The sequence below is a fragment of the Sphingomonas sp. PP-F2F-A104-K0414 genome, from assembly GCF_004340945.1.
GTDB lineage: Bacteria > Pseudomonadota > Alphaproteobacteria > Sphingomonadales > Sphingomonadaceae > Sphingomonas.
Genome location: NZ_SLYD01000003.1, coordinates 351637 through 371555, shown reverse-complemented (window position 1 = coordinate 371555; position 19919 = coordinate 351637). Strand labels below are relative to the sequence as shown.

Here is a 19919-nt window from a genome sequence, read left to right as displayed (position 1 = left end):
GCACCGATTTCGAGCCTTCGCGCGGACCCGCACGATTACCCTATCCTCCATCCCAATCCCCTGTCACACTCCCCCACGATGCAGTTGCGCCCGCGCGATCCGATGCTCTTCCGACCCGCCGTCATGGCGCGGGTTGAAGGTCGGCGCCCCGCTCCTCATCTTCCTTCCAGAGGTTACGGTTCGACGCTTCCAAGCGTAGCCTTTGACATCTCGAAAGGACCGTATGAGCCGTAAACCCGTTCCCGCCCAGTCCGGTGACCGCGCCCGTGTCGAGCTGCTGTTCGACAAGCCCCAATTGCTCGTCCGGCTGTTCGGCCAGTACGACCAGAATCTGGTAGCGCTCGAGAACCGCCTCGGCGTCTACATCACTGCACGCGGGAACAAGATCGGCTTGGAGGGCACCGCCGAACAGGTCGCCAAGGCGCGCGACGTGCTCCACGACCTCTACGCCCGCATCCAGCGCGGAGAGGATGTCGACACCGGCCTCGTCGATGCGTCGATCGCAATGGCCGACGAACCCGTTCTCGAAGGCATCATCCGCGCCGATGCAGGCGGCGGTGGCGCCCCGCCGATCATGATCCGAACCCGTAAGAAGACGATCGTGCCGCGCACACCGGCGCAGGCGCACTACATGCGCGAGCTTGCCAACAACGACATGATCTTCGCGCTCGGGCCAGCAGGTACAGGCAAGACTTATGTTGCCGTCGCACAAGCCGTGCAGCAGCTCATCACCGGCAGCGTCCAGCGCCTGATCCTCTCGCGCCCCGCGGTCGAAGCCGGCGAACGCCTCGGCTTCCTCCCCGGCGACATGAAGGAGAAGGTCGATCCCTATCTGCGCCCGCTCTACGACGCGCTCTACGACTGCCTCCCCGCGGAACAGGTCGAACGCCGCATCGCGAGCGGCGAGATCGAGGTCGCCCCAATCGCCTTCATGCGCGGCCGCACACTGGCCGACGCGTTCGTGATCCTCGACGAAGCGCAGAACACTACGCCCGCCCAGATGAAGATGTTCCTCACCCGCTTCGGCCAGAACAGCCGCATGGTGATCTGCGGCGATCCCAAGCAGGTCGACATACCCGGCGGCGTCGCAGCCTCGGGTCTCGCGGACGCCGTCACCCGGCTGGAGGGCGTGGAGAGCATCTCGATGTGCCGCTTCACCGTCGGCGACGTCGTCCGCCACCCCATCGTCGGTCGCGTCGTCGCGGCCTACGAAGGCACCGATGCTTGATGCACGGGATATCCTGGAGTACATCTTCAGGATATCCCCGGAGTCGGACGATGGCATCGCTCTATATCAAGAACGCCGATACCGCCGATCTTGCGCGTGAGGTCGCTGGGCTGCTCGGCACCAGCAAGACGGCAGCGGTCCACGACGCTCTCCTGCACCGCAAGCGTATGCTCGAAACGGATAAGCTTGCGAGTATCCATGATCGATTCGCGGCTTGGCGAGCGGCTCATCCGCTAGGCGAACCGACGGGGTTGGAAGCGGACAAGGCCTTCTACGATTCGCTCAACGACGAAGATGACGATTGATCGCATTCCTGGACGCATCCGCAATGGTTGCGATCATGACGGGCGAGCCTGAAGCCTTCTCCCTCGAGAAGCGGTACGGTCAGGCTGACGCGGTGCTGTGCTCGGCGATGTCGCTATGGGAAACGGTCCGCGCCGTAGCACGCAAGCGCAAGGTTCCCGTTGCCGTCGCGCACGCCGAAGTCGAGACGTTCAGGGTCGACTTTGCACTCCGCCTCGTCCCGATCGGCGAGATCGAGACCCGGGAGGCCATCATGGCTCACGAACGCTACGGCAAAGGGAACCACCCCGCGAAGCTCAACATGGGCGATTGTTTCGCCTATGCCTGCGCGAAAACCCATGGTGCGGAACTTCTCTACAAGGGTAATGATTTCGCCCAAACCGATCTCGCCTGAAGGACCTGCATGCTCGAAATCGCGCTCTCTTCCGACGCCCCCTGGCCGGACCACGACTGGGACGCGCTCGCCCTCCGCGCGGCGACGGCAGCGATCGAGCGAACTCCGCATAGCGAGTTGCTGACCAGCACCGCGACGGTCGAGATCTCGATCCGCCTCGCATCGGACGACGAGGTCCACACCCTCAACAAGCAGTACCGCCAGAAGGACAAGCCGACCAACGTCCTGTCCTTCCCGATGGTCCAGCCCGATCTGCTCGCCACGATCAGCCAGAATTCGGACGATGGCGAAGTCCTGCTCGGCGACATCATCCTCGCGCACGGTGTCTGCGTCGCGGAAGCGGCCGAGCGCGGTATCTCGGTCGAGGATCATGCGATGCATCTGATGGTGCACGGCACGCTGCATCTGCTAGGCTATGACCATATCGACGACGACGAGGCCGAGGGCATGGAGCAGATCGAACGCGATGCGCTCGCCGCTCTCGGCCTCCACGACCCCTATCTGATAACAGAGGACTGACGACCACGATGGCCGATGGCCCCAATGCCGGTAACGGCGATAGTAGCGACAGTATCTGGCGCGGGCTCAAGGGCCTGATCTTCGGTGCTCAAGACGAATCCCTTCGCGACCAGCTCGAGGATGCGATCGACCGGCACGAGGGCGATCCCGCCCCCGATGCCAAGGGCGATCTTACCCCGCTCGAGCGCCAGATGGTCCGCAACCTGCTCCACTTCAGCGAGCGCGACGCAGGCGACGTCGGCGTGCCGCGCGCGGACATCATCGCCGTGGAGGAAGACACGCCGTTCGCGGACTTGGTGAAGCTGTTCGCCGAGGCGGGGCACAGCCGCCTGCCGGTGTACCGCGACAACCTCGATACGATCATCGGCATGGTCCACATCAAGGACGTCTTCAATATCCTCGCGACCGGTGCCGAGCATCCCACGTCGATCACGGGGCTGATCCGCGAGCCGCTGTACGCGCCGATGTCGCGCGGTGCGCTCGATCTGCTCGCCGACATGCGGCAGAAGCACGTCCACCTGACGATCGTGCTCGACGAATATTCGGGCACTGAAGGCCTCGTCACGTTCGAGGACCTGATCGAGGAAATCGTCGGCGAGGTCGAGGACGAGCATGACGAGGCACCGCAGGTGCTCATGACGCCGATCGAAGGCGGGGCTTGGGATGCCGACGCGCGCGCTGAGCTTGAGGATGCGGCGGAGTTGATCGATCCGCGTCTGGCAGAAGTCGACGGCGACATCGACACGCTAGGTGGATTGGCAGCGTTGTTGGCCGGCCACGTGCCCCAGATCGGCGAGTGCGTCGATCATCCGAGCGGGTGGAAGCTGGAGATCACCGACGCGGACGAGCGCCGCATCAACCGGCTGCGCCTGCATCCACCGGTGATCGAATTGGTCGAAGACTGATCAATCTCGCTATCCTGTAAACGGTGGTTCATTGCGGCTGGCCAATGATCTCCTTCTCGAAAAAGGGGATCAGCGATGAAGTATGCAGGCGTGATGGCAGCGATGATGGTAGTGAGCCCAGTGTCGGCTCAGGAAGTGGAGCTTCCCTTCACCGGTCCGTCGGTGGGTGTCGAGGCAGGACTACTCGAACACCATTTCGTGCTTCAGTTCGAGAACTACGAGAACGACACGCTCGTCGCCAGCTATGATCGTTATTACAAGGCCAGCGGCTTTGGTGGCGGCGTGTTCGCCGGCTATGACATCGCCGCATCCCGCAACTGGCGGCTCGGCCTTGAGATTGCGGGTACCACGGGAGGCCGGGACAACAGGGCGACGTTCGAGACGCTGGTCTACGAACAACGGCCCCAGTTCGGTGTTCGGGGCACGGCGCGTGCCGGCTACGTCCTGACACCGCGCCTCATGGCGTACGGATCGGTCGGCTATGGCGGCAACAGATACCGTATTCGCGACGCGCTCGGTATCGGCGACACGAATAAGTGGGGCAGCAGCTTCGTCGTCGGCGTTGGCGCGGAATACCGTCTCGATCGCCGTTACGGGGTCCGCTTCGACGTCAAGCACGTCGACAACCAGACGTGGCAAGCGTTCGTGGGCATGCCGATCCGGTTCTGATCCCCGTCCTGTTCGAGATTGCCGGCGGCCTTTTATTCCTCCCCGGCACGGGGAGGGGGACCGCGACGCACAGCGGCGGGGTGGAGGGGGCTCACTGTGAGCGCATCGCCCGTGGAAGCCCCCCTCACCCGTCATTCGAGCCAAAGCTGGGAACTCCCGGTTCGGGCCACCGCACCTCCCTCATGAATATCCCAGCTTTCGTTGGGATGACGGACGCGGCGAGCGTTGGGGCGACGGGGAGGTTGCCGTAACCATTGCCCCAACCCCCTCGCCCCCCTAATCTCCCCGTATGCGCAAACACATCCTTATCGTCCTTGGCCTGATCCTGCTAGTGATCGCGGCGGGCGTCACCTATGTCGCCTGGCCTGACACAGCGGAACTGTCGGTCGACCAGGTCGCGGGCAAGCTGCCCAAGATCACCGATCCGCGCATCCAGACGATCCCGACCGTCAAGGTCGCCAAGGTTGTCGGCTGGCAGAACGGCGCGATGCCGACGCCCGCCGCGGGCCTAAAGGTCCAGCCGTTCGCGACCGGGCTCGATCACCCGCGCTGGATGTACCGCCTGCCCAATGGCGACGTGCTGGTAGCGGAAACCAACTCGCCGCCGCGCGAGGGCGGCGGGATCACCGGCTCGGTGATGAAGGTTCTGATGGGCCGCGCCGGCGCCGGCGTGCCGTCCGCGAACCGCATCACGCTGCTCCGCGATGCAAACGGTGACGGCGTTGCGGAAACGAAGTCGGTGTTCATGGCCGGGCTCAACTCGCCGTTCGGCATGACATTGCTCGACGGACAGCTCTACATCGGCAACACCGACGCACTGGTCCGCGTCCCCTACACCGACGGTGCGACCAAGATCACCGCCAAACCCGAGCTCGTCATCAAGCTCAACCCCGGCGGCAATCACTGGGCGCGCAACGTCATCGCGGCCGCCGACGGCAAGACGCTGTACGTCGGCGTCGGCTCCTCCTCGAACATCGCCGAGAACGGCATGGACGCCGAGAAATACCGCGCCAACATCCTGCAGGTATGGCCCAAGGACAAGAACTGGCGAATCTACGCCGCGGGCCTGCGCAACCCCAACGGCATGGCGATCAACCCCAAGTCGGGCGGGCTGTGGACCGTCGTCAACGAGCGCGACATGCTCGGCTCCGATCTCGCCCCCGATTACCTGACGCAGGTCGAGTTCGGCGATCACTTCGGCTGGCCCTGGTATTACTGGGGCGGCTATCCCGACAGCCGCGTCGAGCCGAAGAACCCCGCGCTCCAGCAATATGCGAAGCGCCCCGATTATGCGCTCGGACCGCACGTCGCCGCGCTCGGCCTGACCTTCTCCGCGGATGCGAAGCTCGGCGATCGCTTCGCCAATGGCGCCTTCGTCGGCGAGCATGGCTCGTGGAACCGCAAGCCGGTGTCAGGCTACAAGGTCGTGTACGTGCCGTTCGGCGATACCGGCTTCCCGGCAGCGAATGCCAAGCCAACCGACGTGCTGAGCGGGTTCCTGAACAAGGACGGCGACGCACAGGGCCGCCCGGTCGGCGTCATCACCGACAAGACTGGTGGCCTGTTGGTGGCGGACGATGTCGGCAATGCGATCTGGCGGGTCAGCGCGGGGGGCTGATCTCGGCGGAAGGCGGGCAAAGGTCTTGCCCTTTTCCGTCACCCCGGACGTGTTCCGGGGTCCACCGTTCCGCAAACGCGAACCCACGTAGCTTGCTGAACCGTGGATGCCGGAACAAGCCCGGCATGACGGATACCGTCGGTTATTGGAGAGCGCAGAAGTGTTCGCTTAATCTGGCGCCAATTTACTGACGCCTAACGCACTCGCTCACCCCGCTAAAATCCCCCTAGCCTCGTCCAGATCGTCGTCGTCGACCATCACGCGAACCGGGATCAGCAACCAGCTACCCTCCATGATCGACATCCCACCATCGAACGCGATCGCCGGGATGCCTTCGCTCTCGAGCCGCCCGACGATGATATGCGCCTCGTTGCGGCCGTACCGCCCCAGTTCGACGAGGCTCATTCTCCGGCACAGTCCGGCAACACGGTCGCGACTCGCACCGGCAGCCCGTCGATGCTCGTGGTCCGCCCCGCCCATTTCGCCAGCCGCTCGGTCCCCGTCTGCGCTGCGTGATATGTCGACAGCGTCTGGCGCTCGCGGTCCAAAGTCATGAACGGCACGCCCCAACCGCAACTCGTCTGCACCTCGTCGACATCGATCACGAAGATCTGCCGCGTACCCGGCAATGGCGTGAACCGCGCGTAAAGCTCGGCCCAGCCGTCATCCTGCGGCAACACCGCACGCCCCTTGCCATAGATGCGGAAGATCAGCGCGGGCTGGTCGAACGCGCAGAACATGATCGTGATACGCCCGTCCGCACCCAGATGCGCGTTGGTCTCGTTTCCCGACCCGCCGACATCGAGATACGCGACCGTCTTCGGATCGAGTACGCGAAAAACTTTCCATGCCCTTGGGACTGAGATTGATCCTCGCGCCTTCCGCGGCTGTCGCAACGAAAAATACCGGCTGCCGCGCAACGAACGCGCGATGATCGTCGGTGAGCGCGGGGAAGAAGTCCATCGTTTGGCTCCGAATTGACGCGCATCGTTGACGCGCATACTCTATGCTCATGAAACATGATCCCATCGCAACCGGCAAGCGCAAATCGGTCAATATGTCGCTCGATACCGGCATCGTAGCGGCGGCACGGGAGGCAGGGCTCAACCTCTCCCAGATCAGCGAACACGCTATCAGGCAGGCAACGAAAGTCGAACAGGAGCGGCGCTGGAAGGAAGAAAATCGCGAGGCGATCGAGGGCTGGAACCACTGGTACGAAAAGAACGGCGATCCGCTCGCGCATTTGCGGTCGCTCTGAATGGCACAGTTCGACGTCTACCGCGTCCGCGGCAACGTTCTGGTGATCGATTGCCAGTCTGATCTTCTGGCTGATTTGCCGACCCGCTTCGTGGTGCCGCTTCGCCCGACCGACACCGTCGCACTCAAGAGGCTTACGCCAACCTTCGTTATCGACGGCACGGCACTGACCATGATCACGCCGCTAGCGCGCGCGATCGATGTCCGCGATATCGAAGATACCGTCACGACACTCGACGCAGCACAGTTCGAGATCAAGGCCGCGCTCGATATGTTGATCTCCGGGTTTTAGGCCGCCGTCCCACCGACCGTAAGCCCATCGACCAGCAACGTCGGCTGCCCGACTCCAGCCGGCACCGACTGCCCGCCCTTGCCGCAGATGCCGATGCCTTCGTCCAGCGCGAAGTCGTTGCCGATCCCGCGGACCTTGGTCAGCGAACTCGGGCCATCGCCGATCAGCGTCGCGCCCTTGATCGGGGCGCCGAGCTTGCCATCCTCGATCAGATACGCCTCGGTGCAGCTGAACACGAACTTGCCCGAGACGATATCGACCTGCCCGCCGCCGAACGCCTTGGCGAAGATGCCCTTCTTCACGCGCGACAGAAGCTCGGCGGGATCGTCGTTGCCGGCCTTCATGAAGGTGTTGGTCATCCGCGGCATCGGTGCGTGCGCGTAGCTTTCGCGGCGGCCGTTGCCGGTCGCCTCGACGCCCATGAGTCGCGCGTTGAGGCGGTCCTGCATATAGCCCTTGAGGATACCGTCCTCGATCAGCACAGTCTCGCGCGTCGGCGTGCCCTCATCGTCGATCGTCAGCGATCCGCGGCGGTCCTGGAGCGAGCCATCGTCGACCACGGTGACGCCCTCAGCCGCGACGCGCTCGCCGATCCGCCCGGAGAACGCCGACGTGCCCTTGCGGTTGAAATCACCTTCGAGCCCATGACCGATCGCCTCGTGCAGCAGGATGCCGGGCCAGCCATTGCCGAGCAGCACCGTCATCTCGCCCGCCGGCGCCTCGATCGAGTCGAGGTTTACCAGCGCCTGCGACAAGGCTTCGTCGATCGCGCGGTTGTAGGTCTCGGGCTCGAACAAATCATTGTAGAGATAGCGGCCGCCGATGCCGTAGCTGCCGGTCTCGCGTCGCCCATTCTGCTCGGCGACGATCGAGACGTTGAGACGCACCAGCGGCCGCACGTCGGTCGCAACGAAGCCGTCTGCCCGGACGATTTCGACGACCGACCATGTTCCCGACAGGCTGACCGACACCTGCGCGACGCGCGGATCTCGCGCCCGTGCGGCGGCGTCGATCGTTTGGCACAAATTTACCTTGTCGGCGAATGGTACGAGGTCGAGCGGGTCGGCGGCGGTGTAGCGGTGGCGGTTGGTGCCCTGTGGCGGGCCGGCCTTCGCGGCGACGCCGGGTTCGATCAGCGCCATCGTCTCGGCTGCGCGCCGGATTGCGGCGGGGGTCATCTCGTTCGAATGCGCGAACGCGGTCATCTCGCCCGACACTGCGCGCAGGCCGAAGCCGGAACTCGTATCGTAGGACGCGGTCTTCAGCCTGCCGTCGTCAAAGCCGAACGCCTCGGCTTTGCGATACTGGAGATACAGCTCGCCGTCGTCGGCCTTGCCGAGCGCCTTGGCGGTCAGCGCCTGCGCCTGCTCGGGGTCGAGCGTATCGCGGTAGAGGAACGAACGGGGGTCTGCTGCTATCGTCATCCGATAGATATAAGCGGCTTAGCGCCCTGCGCCATCCCCGTGATCGCGCAATGTCGACTGGTCCGCGCCATCGGCAGCGCCGCCAACCAGGATGAAGCGCCGGTCGCAATAGCCGCAATCGACATAGCCGGTCTCGTCGATCTGCAACCAGACGCGCGGGTGGCCGAGCGCTGCACCGCCGGGAATATCGGTGGCGCCGTCGCAGGCGACGCGGGCGTGGGTGACGCGGGTGGTTTCAAGCGGCGGATGCATGCGCGGTCGATAGCAAGGGTGCGCGGGCCGGGCAATTGCTTCTTCCCGTGATCCAGAAGGAAGAATGGGTTCACGCGGAGGCGCGGAGACGCGGAGGTGTTGCGCTTGTCGCGAAGCGACCTTCCGATCATCTAACGGCGGAACAGATAGTTGCGTCTGCCGACCGACAGGCTGGATGCAACACCTCCGCGTCTCCGCGTCTCCGCGTGAACAAATCTTCTTTGCAACGCCCGAGGGGATGACCAGCCCCGCCAGCGCCGCTATGCCGCTGGCATGACCGAAGCCGCGATCGCTATCAAGAACCTCTGCAAGACCTACGCCCCCGTCGGCACCGCGCCGCCGAAGCGGGCGCTCGACGACGTGACGTTCGACGTTCCCCGCGGCCAGATCTTCGGCCTGCTCGGCCCCAACGGCGCGGGCAAGTCGACGCTGATCAACATCCTCGCCGGGCTCGTCAACAAGACCGACGGTAGCGCGGCGATCTGGGGGTTCGACATCGACGAGCACCCGCGCAACGCCAAGGCGTCGATCGGGATCGTCAACCAGGAGATCCTGTTCGACCCGTTCTTCTCGCCGTTCGAGACGCTGGAGATCCAGGCCGGCCTCTACGGCGTGCCCAAGGCAAAGCGCCGCACGATGGAACTGCTCCGCGCGGTGCATCTGGAGGACAAGGCGCACGCCTATGCGCGCACGCTGTCGGGCGGGATGAAGCGCCGCCTGATGGTGGCGAAAGCGATGGTCCACTCGCCCCCCGTCCTCGTCCTCGATGAGCCGACCGCCGGCGTCGACATCGAACTCCGCCAACAACTCTGGACCTATGTCCGCAGCCTCAACCAGGCCGGCGTGACGGTGGTCCTCACCACGCATTATCTCGAGGAAGCCGAGGAACTCTGCGACCGGATCGCGATCATCAACAACGGCCGCCTGATCGCGAACGAACCGACGCGCGAACTCGTCGGCAAGGCGCAGGAGAAGATCGTCGCCGTCACCGTCGATCGCGACGTGACCGACATCCCCGCCAACGCCTGCTTCCAGAAGATCGCGCTCAAGGGCACGCGCACCCTCGAAATCACCTACAAGAAGGACCGCGTGAACGCCGGCGAAGTCCTCGCCGCGATCCAAGGCAGCGGCTTCGGCATCGTCGACGTCTCGACCAAGGAACCCGATCTTGAGGACGTCTTCCTCAGCCTGACTCGCGCCGCCAACGCATGACGAGCGACATCCTGATCGTCGGCTCGGGCGCCGCAGGTCTCACCGCCGCGCTCAATCTCGCCGACCGCTTCAAGGTCACCGTGCTGGCCAAGGGCGCGCTCAACGAGGGCTCGACAGCCTGGGCGCAGGGTGGGATCGCCGCCGTGCTCGAACCCGGCGACACGTTCGAGAACCATGTCGAGGACACGATGGTCGCCGGCGCCGGGCTCAACGACCGCGCGATCGTCGAGATGGTCGTCGAGGGCGCACCCGCCGCGATCGAGCGCCTGACGCGGCTCGGCGTCCCGTTCGAGACCGAAGGCAACGCGCTGCACCTCACGCGCGAAGGCGGCCACTCGCACCGCCGCATCGTCCACGTCGCCGACGCGACCGGATGGGCGGTGCAGGAAGCGTTGCAGAAGGCCGCCGAAGCACATCCGAACATCACCCTCGTCCCCGACCAGATCGCGATCGATCTCGCTACCGGTCGTCACGAGCAACGCTATTCGGGCGCGGGCAACGTCTGGGGGGTCTACGCGGTCGACCGCAAGACCGAACGCGTCGCGCTCTACACCGCGCGCGCGACGATCCTTGCGACCGGCGGCGCAGGCCGCACATACCTGTTCTCGACCGCCCCACGCGGTGCGACTGGTGACGGTATCGCGATGGCGTGGCGCGCAGGCGCCCGCGTCTCCAACATGGAGATGATGCAGTTCCACCCGACCTGCCTCTACAATCTGGAGGTCAAGAATTTCCTGATCACCGAGGCGGTCCGCGGCGAAGGCGGGCGGTTGATCAACCCGTCGACCGGCAAGCGCTTCATGACCTATTACGACCCCGCGCGGATGGAGCTCGCCCCCCGCGATATCGTCGCGCGCGCGATCGACGCCGAGATCAAGCGCTACGGGCTCGACTACGTCCATCTCGACATCAGTCACATGCCGGCCGAGTTCATCCGACACCATTTCCCAAACATCCACGAAAAGCTGCTCGGTCTCGGCATCGACATGACGACGCAGCCGATCCCGGTCGTCCCCGCGCAGCACTACACGTGCGGCGGCATCGTCATCGACGAACACGGCAAGACCGATCTTCCCGGCCTGTATGCGGCAGGCGAGTGCACCGAGTCCGGCCTGCACGGCGCCAATCGCCTCGCGTCCAACTCGCTGCTCGAATGCTTCGTGTTCGGCGAAGCGGCGGCGGACAGCATCGCCGCGAACTGGGACACGCTCCCCCCGCCCCCGCCGATCCGCCCGTGGGACGAAAGCCGCGTCACCGACTCCGATGAAGAGGTCGTGATCAAGCAGACTTGGACCGAAATCCGCCGTTTCATGTGGAATTACGTCGGCATCGTCCGCACGACGAAACGCCTCGAACGCGCCCAACACCGGATCAAGCTACTCAACGAAGAGGTCGCCGAATATTACCAGCATTTCCGCGTCACGCCCGACCTGATCGAACTGCGCAACCTGCTCCAGACCGCCGAGTTGATCGTCCGGTCCGCGCTGCACCGGCACGAAAGCCGCGGGCTGCATTTCACGCTCGATTATCCCGAGACGCTGCCGGAGGCGGTCGATACGGTTCTCGTTCCCTGATCGCCGCGCGATTGGGCGCACCGTCGGCGCGCTTCGTCGCAGCGCCGCCTGGCCGCTGTTTCGCGCGCCAGATCAACGGATAAGGGTCGATGCTTCAGTGCAGGGCGTTCCATCGATCATGACATCCGCGAGTGCGTTCAAGCGTCTTTTGACCACGACCCTGTTCGGCATGGCGCTCGCCGGATGCGGATCGGCGTCGCGGCCAAGCCCGCCCGCAGTCGGGCCGGTGCATCAGGCCGAGGGGTTCGTGTCGATCCCGGTACCGCCGCCGCTACCGCGCGCGTTGCGTCCCGCGCCGGCGAGCCTGGTCAACGCGATCTCCGAATTGCAGAGCGGATTCCAGGGCAAGGCGGGGATCGCGGTGCGTGCGGTCGACGACGGCTGGACGGTCGAGGCAGGTGGGCGCCAGTTGTTGCCACAGCAATCCGTCAGCAAGCTGTGGGTCGCGATGACCGTGATGGACCTGCGCGACCAGGGCAAACTGCGTCTCGACGAACCGATCGTGGTGCGGCCGCAGGATCTGACGCTGTTCCACCAGCCGATCGCGATGCTGGTGAAAGGCGACGGGTATCACACCACGATCAACGACCTGCTGACGCGTGCGCTGACGCACAGCGACAATACCGCGAACGACCGGTTGCTGGCGCGGGTCGGCGGGCCGTCGGCGGTGCGGTCGATGATCGCGCGGAAGCAGCTCGGCGCAATCCGGTTCGGGCCCGGCGAGCGGCTGTTGCAGAGCGGCACCGCTGGGCTCGTCTGGCAGCCGTCCTACGCCGTCAACGGCGGCTTCATGACCGCACGCAACCGATTGTCCCCGGCGGTGCGCGAGGCCGCGCTGAATGCGTATGTCCGCAATCCGCCTGACGGTGCGGCGCCGATCGCGATCGCCGATGCGATTGCGCGGCTGGCGAAGGGGGATATCTTGTCGGAGACCTCGACCAAGATCCTCCTCGACACGATGGGGCGTTCGGTCACCGGTCGCGCCCGGCTTCGTGCGGCGCTCCCCGGCGGCTGGGAGATCGCGCACAAGACCGGCACCGGGCAGGACCTGGGTCGCCGCAATGCCGGCTTCAACGACGTCGGGCTGCTCACTGCGCCAGATGGGCGACGGTATGCGATCGCGGTGATGATCGGGGATACGATCAGGCCAATGCCGGAGCGGCAGCGGCTGATCCAGGCGGTTGCGGCGGCGGTGGCGAATTATGCGGGGACCACGCGGCCTTCGAACTGAGATCAACGGTATCGGGGCGGATGAACTCCACCCTACCGTCATCCTGACGAAAGTCAGGACCCAGGATGACGGGCGATACCGTATCCAGCTCTGGGTCCTGACTGTCGTCAGGATGACGTAAGACGAGCATTCGTCCCCACAGGACCGCCCTCAGTCGAACCCGTTCGCCAGAAAACGCTCCGCCACCGCGCAGTGCATCGCGATCCCATGCGCCATCACACGCTCGTCGATCGTCATCTTGGTATTATGCAGCGGCGGGTTGGTACGCGGATCGCTGCCCTCGGGCGCCGCGCCGATGAACGCCATCGCGCCGGGCAGCTTCTGGAGGACGTACGAAAAGTCCTCCGCGCCCATCATCGGCGGCATCACCTGATACGCGCCCTCGCCACCGATCGCGGTCGCGCACGCCTTCAGCAGGTCGGTGGCGCGTTCGTCGTTGACAGTGACCGGATAGCCTTCCTCGATCGTCGGCGTACCGACGGCGCCGTGCGCGGCGGCGATGCCCTCGACCATGCGGATGAACGCGGCGCGAACCTGTTCGCGCGTGCGCTCAGACAGCGTCCGCATCGTGCCGAGCATCTCGACCGTCGACGGGATGACGTTGTGCGCGCTGCCGGCGTTGAGCTTGGTGATCGACAGCACCGCCGGGTCGGTGACCGCCACTTGGCGCGCGACGTAGGTCTGCAAGGCGGTAACGATCTCACAGGCGATCGGCAGCGGATCGAGGCAGTCGTGCGGCATAGCCGCGTGACCACCACGCCCGGTGATCGTAGCGCGCAGCGTGTCGGTCGAGGCCATCAACGTGCCCGCGCGGCTGACGACATGGCCCATCGGCATGTTGGGCGAGATGTGCAGCGCGAAGCCCGCCTCGGGCAACGGCGAGTCGAGCAGGCCATCGGCGATCATATGGCGGGCGCCGTGATGGCCCTCCTCGCCGGGCTGGAACATGAAGACGACCGTGCCGGGAAGCTCGTCGCGTCGAGCGCACAGCGCCTTGGCCGCGCCGACCAGCATCGCGGTATGCGAGTCGTGCCCGCAGGCGTGCATCGCGCCATCGATTTTTGACGCGAACGGGAGACCGGTCTCCTCCTGCATCGGCAGCGCATCCATGTCGCCGCGGAGCAGGACGGTGCGGCCGTTGCCGCCGGCATTGCCCGCGCGGCCACCGCGCAGGATCGCGACGAAGCCGGTGGTGGAGATGCCTTCGCGGATCTCGAGCGGGAGGCCGGCGAGCGCTGCCTTCACCTTGTCCGACGTGCGCGGGCAGTGGAGGCCGACTTCGGGATCGGCGTGGATCGCGCGGCGGAGCGTAATCGCGTCGTCGAGGCTGTCCTCGCCGACGGCAGTCCAGTCGGTCGGGGCCCAGTCGGTGGTGGATTCGAAATCGAGGGACATTGGGAACTCCTGTCTAGCATTTGAGCCCCACCCCGGCGGAGGCCGGGGCCCAGTTGGGGAACAGCGGTAACGTTGGACGACGCTCCGTTACAGCAACCTTGCCAACTGGGCCCCGGCCTTCGCCGGGGTGGTGTTCGTTTGGGGGGGCAGCCCCCCGATCATGCTGGCAGTCTAGCCCCGGAAGAGGCCGCCTAACACCCCGCGCAGGACGGTGCCGACCAGACCACCGCTCGACGACGACCGGCGCGACTTGGTGCCGAAGACCTGCTTGCCGATCTCGTTGGCGACCTGACGGCCGATCGACGAGCTGGCGGCGCGCGTCGCCGACGATGCCATCTTGGTCCAGGGCGAATTGGCCGCCTCGCGGTCGGCCTCACGTTGCTGGCGATCCGCCTCGCGCTGGTCCGCGATGCGCGCGCGTTCCGCCTCTTTCGCCCCCTTCGCATCGAGCTTTGCCTGCACGGCCGCAGCCTTCTCCGCTTCGGTCGTCGCCTTGGCCTCAGCGGCAGCAGCACTCGCCTCCTGCGTCTTCGCGGCCAGCAACTCCTCCGCCGACTCCCGATCGACCAGCGTATCGTATTTGGCGCCGACCGCGTCGGTCTCGATCATCACCTTCCGCTCCGCCGGCGTGATCGGGCCGACGCGCGACGCGGGCGGCTTGATCAACGTGCGCTCGACCGGGGTCGGTGCGCCATCCGCCTGAAGCAGCGACACCAGCGCCTCGCCCACCTTAAGCTCGGTGATGATCGTCGCAACGTCGACGCCGGGGTTCGCCCGGAACGTCTCAGCCGCCGAGCGCACCGCCGCCTGATCGCGCGGGGTGAACGCGCGCAACGCATGCTGCACCCGGTTGCCAAGCTGTCCCGCGACCGTGTCGGGAATATCGATCGGGTTCTGCGTGATGAAGTACACGCCCACGCCCTTCGAGCGGATCAGGCGAACCACCTGTTCGATCTTTTCCAACAGTGCCTTCGGCGCCTCGTCGAACAGCAGGTGCGCCTCGTCGAAGAAGAAGCAGAGCACCGGCTTGTCCGGATCGCCGACCTCGGGGAGATGCTCGAACAGCTCGCTCATCAGCCACAGCAGGAACGTCGCGTAGAGCTTCGGCGAGGCCATCAGCTTGTCGGCGGCGAGGATGTTGACGATGCCCCTGCCCCGGTCATCCACGCCGATGAAATCGTTCATCTCCAGCGCAGGCTCACCGAAGAAATTCTCCGCACCCTGCGTGCGCAACTGGAGCAACGACCGCTGGATGGCGCCGATCGACTGCTTCGAAACGTTTCCGTACGTCACCGTCAGCTCGTCCGCGCGGCCGGCGCATTCGGTCAGCATCGCCTGGAGATCGTCGAGGTCGATCAGCAGCAGCCCCTCCTTGTCCGCGACGTGAAAGGCGATCGTCAGCACGCCTTCCTGCACTTCGTTCAGGTCCATCAATCGCGACAGCAACAGCGGCCCCATCTCGCTGATCGTGGTGCGGATCGGATGGCCCTGCTCGCCGAACAGGTCCCAGAACTGCACCGGATTGTCGGCATAGGCCCAGCTATCGTCTCCGATCGCCTTGGCGCGCTCGGCGAAGCTCGCATGCGTTTTCGCGGTCGGCGAACCAGCCATCGCGAGCCCCGACAGGTCGCCCTTCACGTCGGCGACGAAGCACGGCACGCCGTTCGCCGAGAAGCCCTCGATGATCCCCTGCAACGTCACCGTCTTGCCGGTGCCGGTCGCGCCCGCGATCAGGCCGTGGCGGTTGGCGCGCTTCAACTCCAGCGTCTGCGGCTTGCCGTCCACGCTCGCGCCGATGAAGATGCCGTCGGTCATGGGTCTCGTCCTCTGTATCCGGCGCAGACCCTAACCCCGCGCGCCGCAAAGAAAAAGGACCGCCGCTCGGGTGAGCGACGGTCCTTTCACATCAGTCGTGTCGGTCGTGGATTACTTGATCTTGACCGGCAGGAACTGCGCCGGGCTGCGGCCACGCTTGACCTGCAACAGGACCTGCGGACGACCAGCGGCCTTGGCGACGTTGACCGCGTTCTGGACGTCGACCGCAGTGCGGACGGGCGTGCCGTTGACCGAGATGATGACGTCGCCGCGCTTGAGCTTGCCGAACGCATCGCTGGTCGGTGCGACCACGGCGATCACGACGCCCTGCGTGTTCGTCTCGACACCGACAGCCTGCGCGATCGCCGGGGTCAGCGGCTGGACGCCGATCCCGAGCGCTGCACCTGCCGTCGGTGCGGCGGGGGTGGCGGAATCGTCGCCGTCATCACCGTCGTCGGTGCCGAAGCCCTGCGCATCGCCACCCAGCGTCGCGGCCAGCTTGTCGGCGCTCGGACGCGGTACGACGACCACGTTGGCGACCACCGGCTTGCCGTTGCGGAGGATATCGAGACGCGCGGTCTGGCCGGGCTTCACGTTCGAGACGAGGTAGGACAGCGACTGGTCGACGGTAACGACCTGGCCGTTGACCTTGGTCACGACGTCGCCTGCGCGCACGCCGGCCTTCGCCGCCGGGCCGCCTGCGGTGACGTCGTTGATCAGCTCGCCCTGGTTCTTGGCGATGCCGAGGGCCGCGGCGGTATCTTCATTGATCGTGCCACCCGGCTGGAGCTGGACACCGATATAGCCGCGCTCAATCGTACCGCCCTTCATGAAGGTCGCGATGATCGGCTTGGCGACGGCGGCGGGGATCGCGAAGCCGATGCCGATATTGCCGCCCGACTGGCTGAAGATCTGCGAGTTCACGCCGATCACGTTGCCGTTGAGGTCGAACATCGGGCCACCCGAGTTGCCCTGGTTGATCGAGGCGTCGGTCTGGATGAACCGGTCATACGCGCCGCCCTGGCCGGTGACGCGGTTGATCGCCGAGACGATACCCGCGGTCACGGTGCCGCCGAGGCCGAACGGCTCGCCGATCGCGACGACCCAGTCGCCGACGCGGGCGCCGTTCGAATCACCGAACTTCACGAACGGCAGGTTGGCCGCGTCGATCTTCAGCAGCGCGAGATCCGATTCCTGATCCTTGCCGATGACCTTGGCGACATATTCCTTCTTGTCGCTGAGCGTCACGGTGATCGAATCGACCGTGGCGCCCTGCGCCCCCGGCGAGATCACGTGGTTATTGGTGACGACATAGCCGTCGGGCGAGATCAGGAAGCCCGAGCCGAGCGAGGCGCCTTCGCGCTTCACCGGCGCGCCGCCCTGGCCGCCGCCGCCCATGCCGCCGAACAGGTCGCCGAACGGCGTACCCGCGAACGGATTGGCCTGCTGCTTCTGAACGATCGTCTGCTTGGTCGAGATGTTGACGACCGCAGGCTGGAGCCGCGCGACCATGTCGGCGAAGCTCATCGGCGCGCCGGGTTTCGGCGAAACAGCCTGGATCGCACCGGGTTCGTTCTGCGCGACCTGCGCACCGCTCGGCTGGAGCGCGAGCGTCGCGGTCGCGCCGCCGAGGAGAAGAGCACTGGTAATGGCGTAGGCGTAACGCACTAGATGTTGTCCTCTCGTTTCATCAATCGAAACAGGTGGCGCTTAGCCACACCGTCCTGAATGATGCTTGAATATGAACAGGGGTTCAAAGGTTCCGCAGGCTCAACGCCCGCGGCCCTCGAATTCCCGTAGATAGCTGTTGTTCGGCGAAAGAATGATCGACGTCGAACCAGTCGGTGGCGTACCGCCATCCGCGCCGAACGTGTGCCGATACGACTGCATCGCGCGGTAGAAGTCGTAGAAGTCGGCGTCCTTGCCGAAGCTCTCGGCATAGATCTTCGCCGAATCCGCATCGGCCTGCGCACGGACGATCTGCGCCTGCTTCTGGCCTTCGGCACGGATCGTGATCGCCTCCTGCTGACGTGCGCTCGACATGCGCTTGAGCGCGCTTTCGAGCGGCAGACCGACGGGGAGGTTCGCCTGCTTGATGCGGACATCGACGATCTCGACGCCATACTGGCTGGCGACGCGCTGGAGACCCCTCTGGATGTTGTCCATCAGCTCGGACCGCTCAGGGCTGAGCAGTTCGACGAAGCGCCGCTTGCCGAGTTCGTTGCGCAAGGCTGAACCAAGGATCGGGCGCAGCTGATCGGGAATCCGATCCTCGCTGCCGACCGCATTCCGCATCTTCCGCGGATCGACGATCCGGTAACGCGCATAGGCATCGACCTCGAGCCGAAGCTGGTCGGTCGACAGCACCAGCGTGTTGTCGAGTTCGAGATCCTGCACACGCTTGTCGATCCAGACGATCCGGTCGACGAACGGAATGCGCGCGATCAGGCCCGCACCGGTCTGGCCGAACGCGGTGTTGGGCTGCCACGCGTTGACCGTGCGGATCGGCTGGCCGAAGCGCAGGATTACCGCCTGCTTGGTCTCGGGGACGATCGCGAAGGTCGATGCGGCGAGGATCACCAGCAGCAGCGCGACGATGCCGGCGACGATCGGATTGCGGAAACTCACGGCGTTCACTGATCGGCTCCAGACTGGGGGGCAGCCGCCGCCGCGGCAGGAGCTGGCGTAGACTGGACAGCCTCCGGGTTTGGCAAGCGCTTGGCGTTCGACAGCGGCAGATACGGCACCACCCCGCCCGGCGTCTCGACGATCGTCTTGTCGCTCTTGGCGAGCACCGCCTCCATCGTCTCGTAATACATGCGGCGACGCGTCACTTCGGGCGCGAGCTTGTACTGCTCATACACCTTGTCGAACGACGCGGCCTCGCCCTGCGCGCGTGCCACGACCTGTTGCGCATAGGAGCGCGACTGGTTGAGATTGGCGATCGCCTCCTGCTGCGCGGCGGTGACCGCGTTGAAGTCCTCGACGATCCGCGCAGGTGCTGCGGCCTGCTTGATCGCAACACCCTGGATACGGACGCCCGACTTATAGTCGTTGAGGATCTGCTGAGTCAGTTCGGCGACGCGCTGTTCGATCGTGGTACGACCGGTACCGATCGCCTGATCGAGCGTCGTCGTAGCAACCACCGCGCGCATCGCGCTCTCGGCAGCGGCGCGGACGGTGTCGTTCGGCTCGGCAAGCTGGAACACGTAATCGCGCGGGTCGGAAATATCCCAGCGGACCGAATACGCCAGATCGATGATGTTCTGGTCGCCGGTCAGCGTCAGGTTCTCGCCATCCCCGACGGGAAAATTGTCGGTGCGGATCTTCTGCACGTCGACCACCGTCACGTCGGCGATCGGTGCGGGCATCGTCAGGCGAACGCCCGGATCGAGCGTACCGGCGTATTTACCGAAATAAGTGACGACGCCGCGCTGTTGCGGACCGATCTGGTGGACCGAAGTGAACAGGATCCAGACGACCGCGATGATCGCGACGCCGATCGCCCACAGCGCGCGGGCGTTGGCGCCCGACGGCAAGCCGCCGAAGCCGCCATTGCCGCCGCTACCGCCGCCGCCCGATCCGCGTGCTTTGCGCAGAAACTCGTCGAGCGCGGTCGGTTTGGCAGCAGGCCTGCGGCCACCCGGAGGTTGCGCCCAGGGATTGCGAGGGCCGCTATTACCGTCGTCGCCCGAGCCGCCCCAGGGGCCTTTCGGTGTTTCGGTGGCGAGGATATCGGGGCGCCGGAACCAGCGCGAGAAGATCGTCATACCAACCTTTATAGGTGTGCGGCGGCGGAAAAACAGTGCCAAGCGGCCTTAGCGGCCCTAT

Annotated in this window: 20 protein-coding genes and 1 pseudogene; 12 read left to right on the top strand and 9 right to left on the bottom strand. The window is 65.3% G+C overall.

Annotation, left to right across the window (positions count from 1 at the left end; genetic code table 11):
- Positions 1-223 precede the first annotated feature (223 nt).
- The 7 genes from C8J46_RS08910 (at position 224) to C8J46_RS08880 (ending at position 5636) form a co-directional block, all read left to right on the top strand.
- Positions 224-1228 (top strand): PhoH family protein, encoded by a 1005-nt coding sequence (locus tag C8J46_RS08910; RefSeq protein WP_132737677.1) that lies wholly within the window; start codon positions 224-226, stop codon positions 1226-1228.
- Positions 1229-1278: 50 nt separating this feature from the next.
- Complete coding sequence (locus tag C8J46_RS08905) at positions 1279-1533, top strand: type II toxin-antitoxin system VapB family antitoxin (protein WP_132737674.1); 255 nt, start codon at positions 1279-1281, stop codon at positions 1531-1533.
- Complete coding sequence (locus C8J46_RS08900) at positions 1530-1925, top strand: type II toxin-antitoxin system VapC family toxin (RefSeq protein WP_132737671.1); 396 nt, start codon at positions 1530-1532, stop codon at positions 1923-1925. Before C8J46_RS08905 ends, C8J46_RS08900 begins: the two co-directional genes overlap by 4 nt.
- A 9-nt stretch (positions 1926-1934) precedes the next feature.
- Entirely contained in the window at positions 1935-2444 is a 510-nt protein-coding gene (gene ybeY / locus C8J46_RS08895) for an rRNA maturation RNase YbeY (RefSeq protein ID WP_132737668.1), read from the top strand.
- An 8-nt stretch (positions 2445-2452) separates the two neighbouring features.
- Positions 2453-3349 carry a hemolysin family protein gene (locus C8J46_RS08890; RefSeq protein ID WP_132737665.1) on the top strand — a complete coding sequence of 299 codons (897 nt, stop codon included), beginning with the start codon at positions 2453-2455 and terminating at the stop codon, positions 3347-3349.
- 75 nt (positions 3350-3424) lie between these two features.
- On the top strand, positions 3425-4018 hold the full coding sequence (locus C8J46_RS08885; RefSeq protein ID WP_132737663.1) for an outer membrane beta-barrel protein: 594 nt from the start codon (positions 3425-3427) through the stop codon (positions 4016-4018).
- Positions 4019-4307: 289 nt separating this feature from the next.
- Complete coding sequence (locus C8J46_RS08880) at positions 4308-5636, top strand: sorbosone dehydrogenase family protein (protein ID WP_132737660.1); 1329 nt, start codon at positions 4308-4310, stop codon at positions 5634-5636.
- A 207-nt stretch (positions 5637-5843) separates the two neighbouring features.
- Here C8J46_RS08880 and C8J46_RS08875 read toward each other — a convergent pair whose 3' ends face one another.
- Together C8J46_RS08875 and C8J46_RS08870 are read right to left on the bottom strand one after the other, a co-directional pair.
- Positions 5844-6041: a DUF2007 domain-containing protein gene (locus tag C8J46_RS08875; protein ID WP_132737658.1), complete on the bottom strand. Its 198-nt coding sequence runs from the start codon at positions 6039-6041 to the stop codon at positions 5844-5846.
- Positions 6038-6599, bottom strand: a pseudogene (locus C8J46_RS08870) (pyridoxamine 5'-phosphate oxidase family protein). The gene C8J46_RS08875 and the pseudogene C8J46_RS08870 overlap by 4 nt, the downstream one beginning before the upstream one ends.
- Before the next feature lie 49 nt (positions 6600-6648).
- On the opposite strand from C8J46_RS08870, the gene C8J46_RS08865 reads away from it, so the two are divergent.
- Entirely contained in the window at positions 6649-6894 is a 246-nt protein-coding gene (locus tag C8J46_RS08865; RefSeq protein WP_132737655.1) for a type II toxin-antitoxin system CcdA family antitoxin, read from the top strand.
- Positions 6895-7185 carry a CcdB family protein gene (locus C8J46_RS08860; protein WP_060523792.1) on the top strand — a complete coding sequence of 97 codons (291 nt, stop codon included), beginning with the start codon at positions 6895-6897 and terminating at the stop codon, positions 7183-7185.
- On the opposite strand, the gene tldD is transcribed toward C8J46_RS08860, so the two are convergent.
- Together tldD and C8J46_RS08850 are read right to left on the bottom strand one after the other, a co-directional pair.
- Positions 7182-8609 (bottom strand): metalloprotease TldD, encoded by a 1428-nt coding sequence (gene tldD, locus C8J46_RS08855; RefSeq protein ID WP_132737652.1) that lies wholly within the window; start codon positions 8607-8609, stop codon positions 7182-7184. The genes C8J46_RS08860 and tldD overlap by 4 nt on opposite strands.
- Positions 8610-8627: 18 nt before the next feature.
- Positions 8628-8861 carry a zinc-finger domain-containing protein gene (locus C8J46_RS08850; protein ID WP_031393477.1) on the bottom strand — a complete coding sequence of 78 codons (234 nt, stop codon included), beginning with the start codon at positions 8859-8861 and terminating at the stop codon, positions 8628-8630.
- Between the two features lie 273 nt (positions 8862-9134).
- On the opposite strand from C8J46_RS08850, the gene C8J46_RS08845 reads away from it, so the two are divergent.
- From C8J46_RS08845 to C8J46_RS08835, 3 genes are all read left to right on the top strand, one after another.
- The gene (locus tag C8J46_RS08845; RefSeq protein WP_132737650.1) at positions 9135-10073 is read left to right on the top strand and encodes an ABC transporter ATP-binding protein; all 939 of its coding nucleotides are present in this window, start codon (positions 9135-9137) and stop codon (positions 10071-10073) included.
- Positions 10070-11647: an L-aspartate oxidase gene (gene nadB / locus C8J46_RS08840; RefSeq protein WP_132737647.1), complete on the top strand. Its 1578-nt coding sequence runs from the start codon at positions 10070-10072 to the stop codon at positions 11645-11647. Before C8J46_RS08845 ends, nadB begins: the two co-directional genes overlap by 4 nt.
- A gap of 148 nt (positions 11648-11795) precedes the next feature.
- Positions 11796-12878, top strand: a complete 1083-nt coding sequence (locus C8J46_RS08835) for a serine hydrolase (RefSeq protein ID WP_243643289.1) — start codon at positions 11796-11798, stop codon at positions 12876-12878.
- A 150-nt stretch (positions 12879-13028) separates the two neighbouring features.
- Here the strand turns inward: C8J46_RS08835 and C8J46_RS08830 are convergent, their stop codons facing one another.
- The 5 genes from C8J46_RS08830 to C8J46_RS08810 form a co-directional block, all read right to left on the bottom strand.
- Positions 13029-14273 carry a M20 family metallopeptidase gene (locus C8J46_RS08830; RefSeq protein WP_132737645.1) on the bottom strand — a complete coding sequence of 415 codons (1245 nt, stop codon included), beginning with the start codon at positions 14271-14273 and terminating at the stop codon, positions 13029-13031.
- A gap of 171 nt (positions 14274-14444) precedes the next feature.
- A complete protein-coding gene (locus C8J46_RS08825; RefSeq protein WP_132737643.1) occupies positions 14445-16088 on the bottom strand; it encodes a helicase HerA-like domain-containing protein in 1644 nt (547 codons plus the stop codon).
- Positions 16089-16199: 111 nt separating this feature from the next.
- Complete coding sequence (locus tag C8J46_RS08820; protein WP_132737640.1) at positions 16200-17756, bottom strand: Do family serine endopeptidase; 1557 nt, start codon at positions 17754-17756, stop codon at positions 16200-16202.
- Positions 17757-17858: 102 nt separating this feature from the next.
- The gene (locus C8J46_RS08815) at positions 17859-18725 is read right to left on the bottom strand and encodes a protease modulator HflC (protein WP_243643288.1); all 867 of its coding nucleotides are present in this window, start codon (positions 18723-18725) and stop codon (positions 17859-17861) included.
- Positions 18722-19858: a protease modulator HflK gene (locus C8J46_RS08810; RefSeq protein ID WP_132737638.1), complete on the bottom strand. Its 1137-nt coding sequence runs from the start codon at positions 19856-19858 to the stop codon at positions 18722-18724. The genes C8J46_RS08815 and C8J46_RS08810 overlap by 4 nt, the downstream gene beginning before the upstream one ends.
- Between the last annotated feature and the right edge of the window lie 61 nt (positions 19859-19919).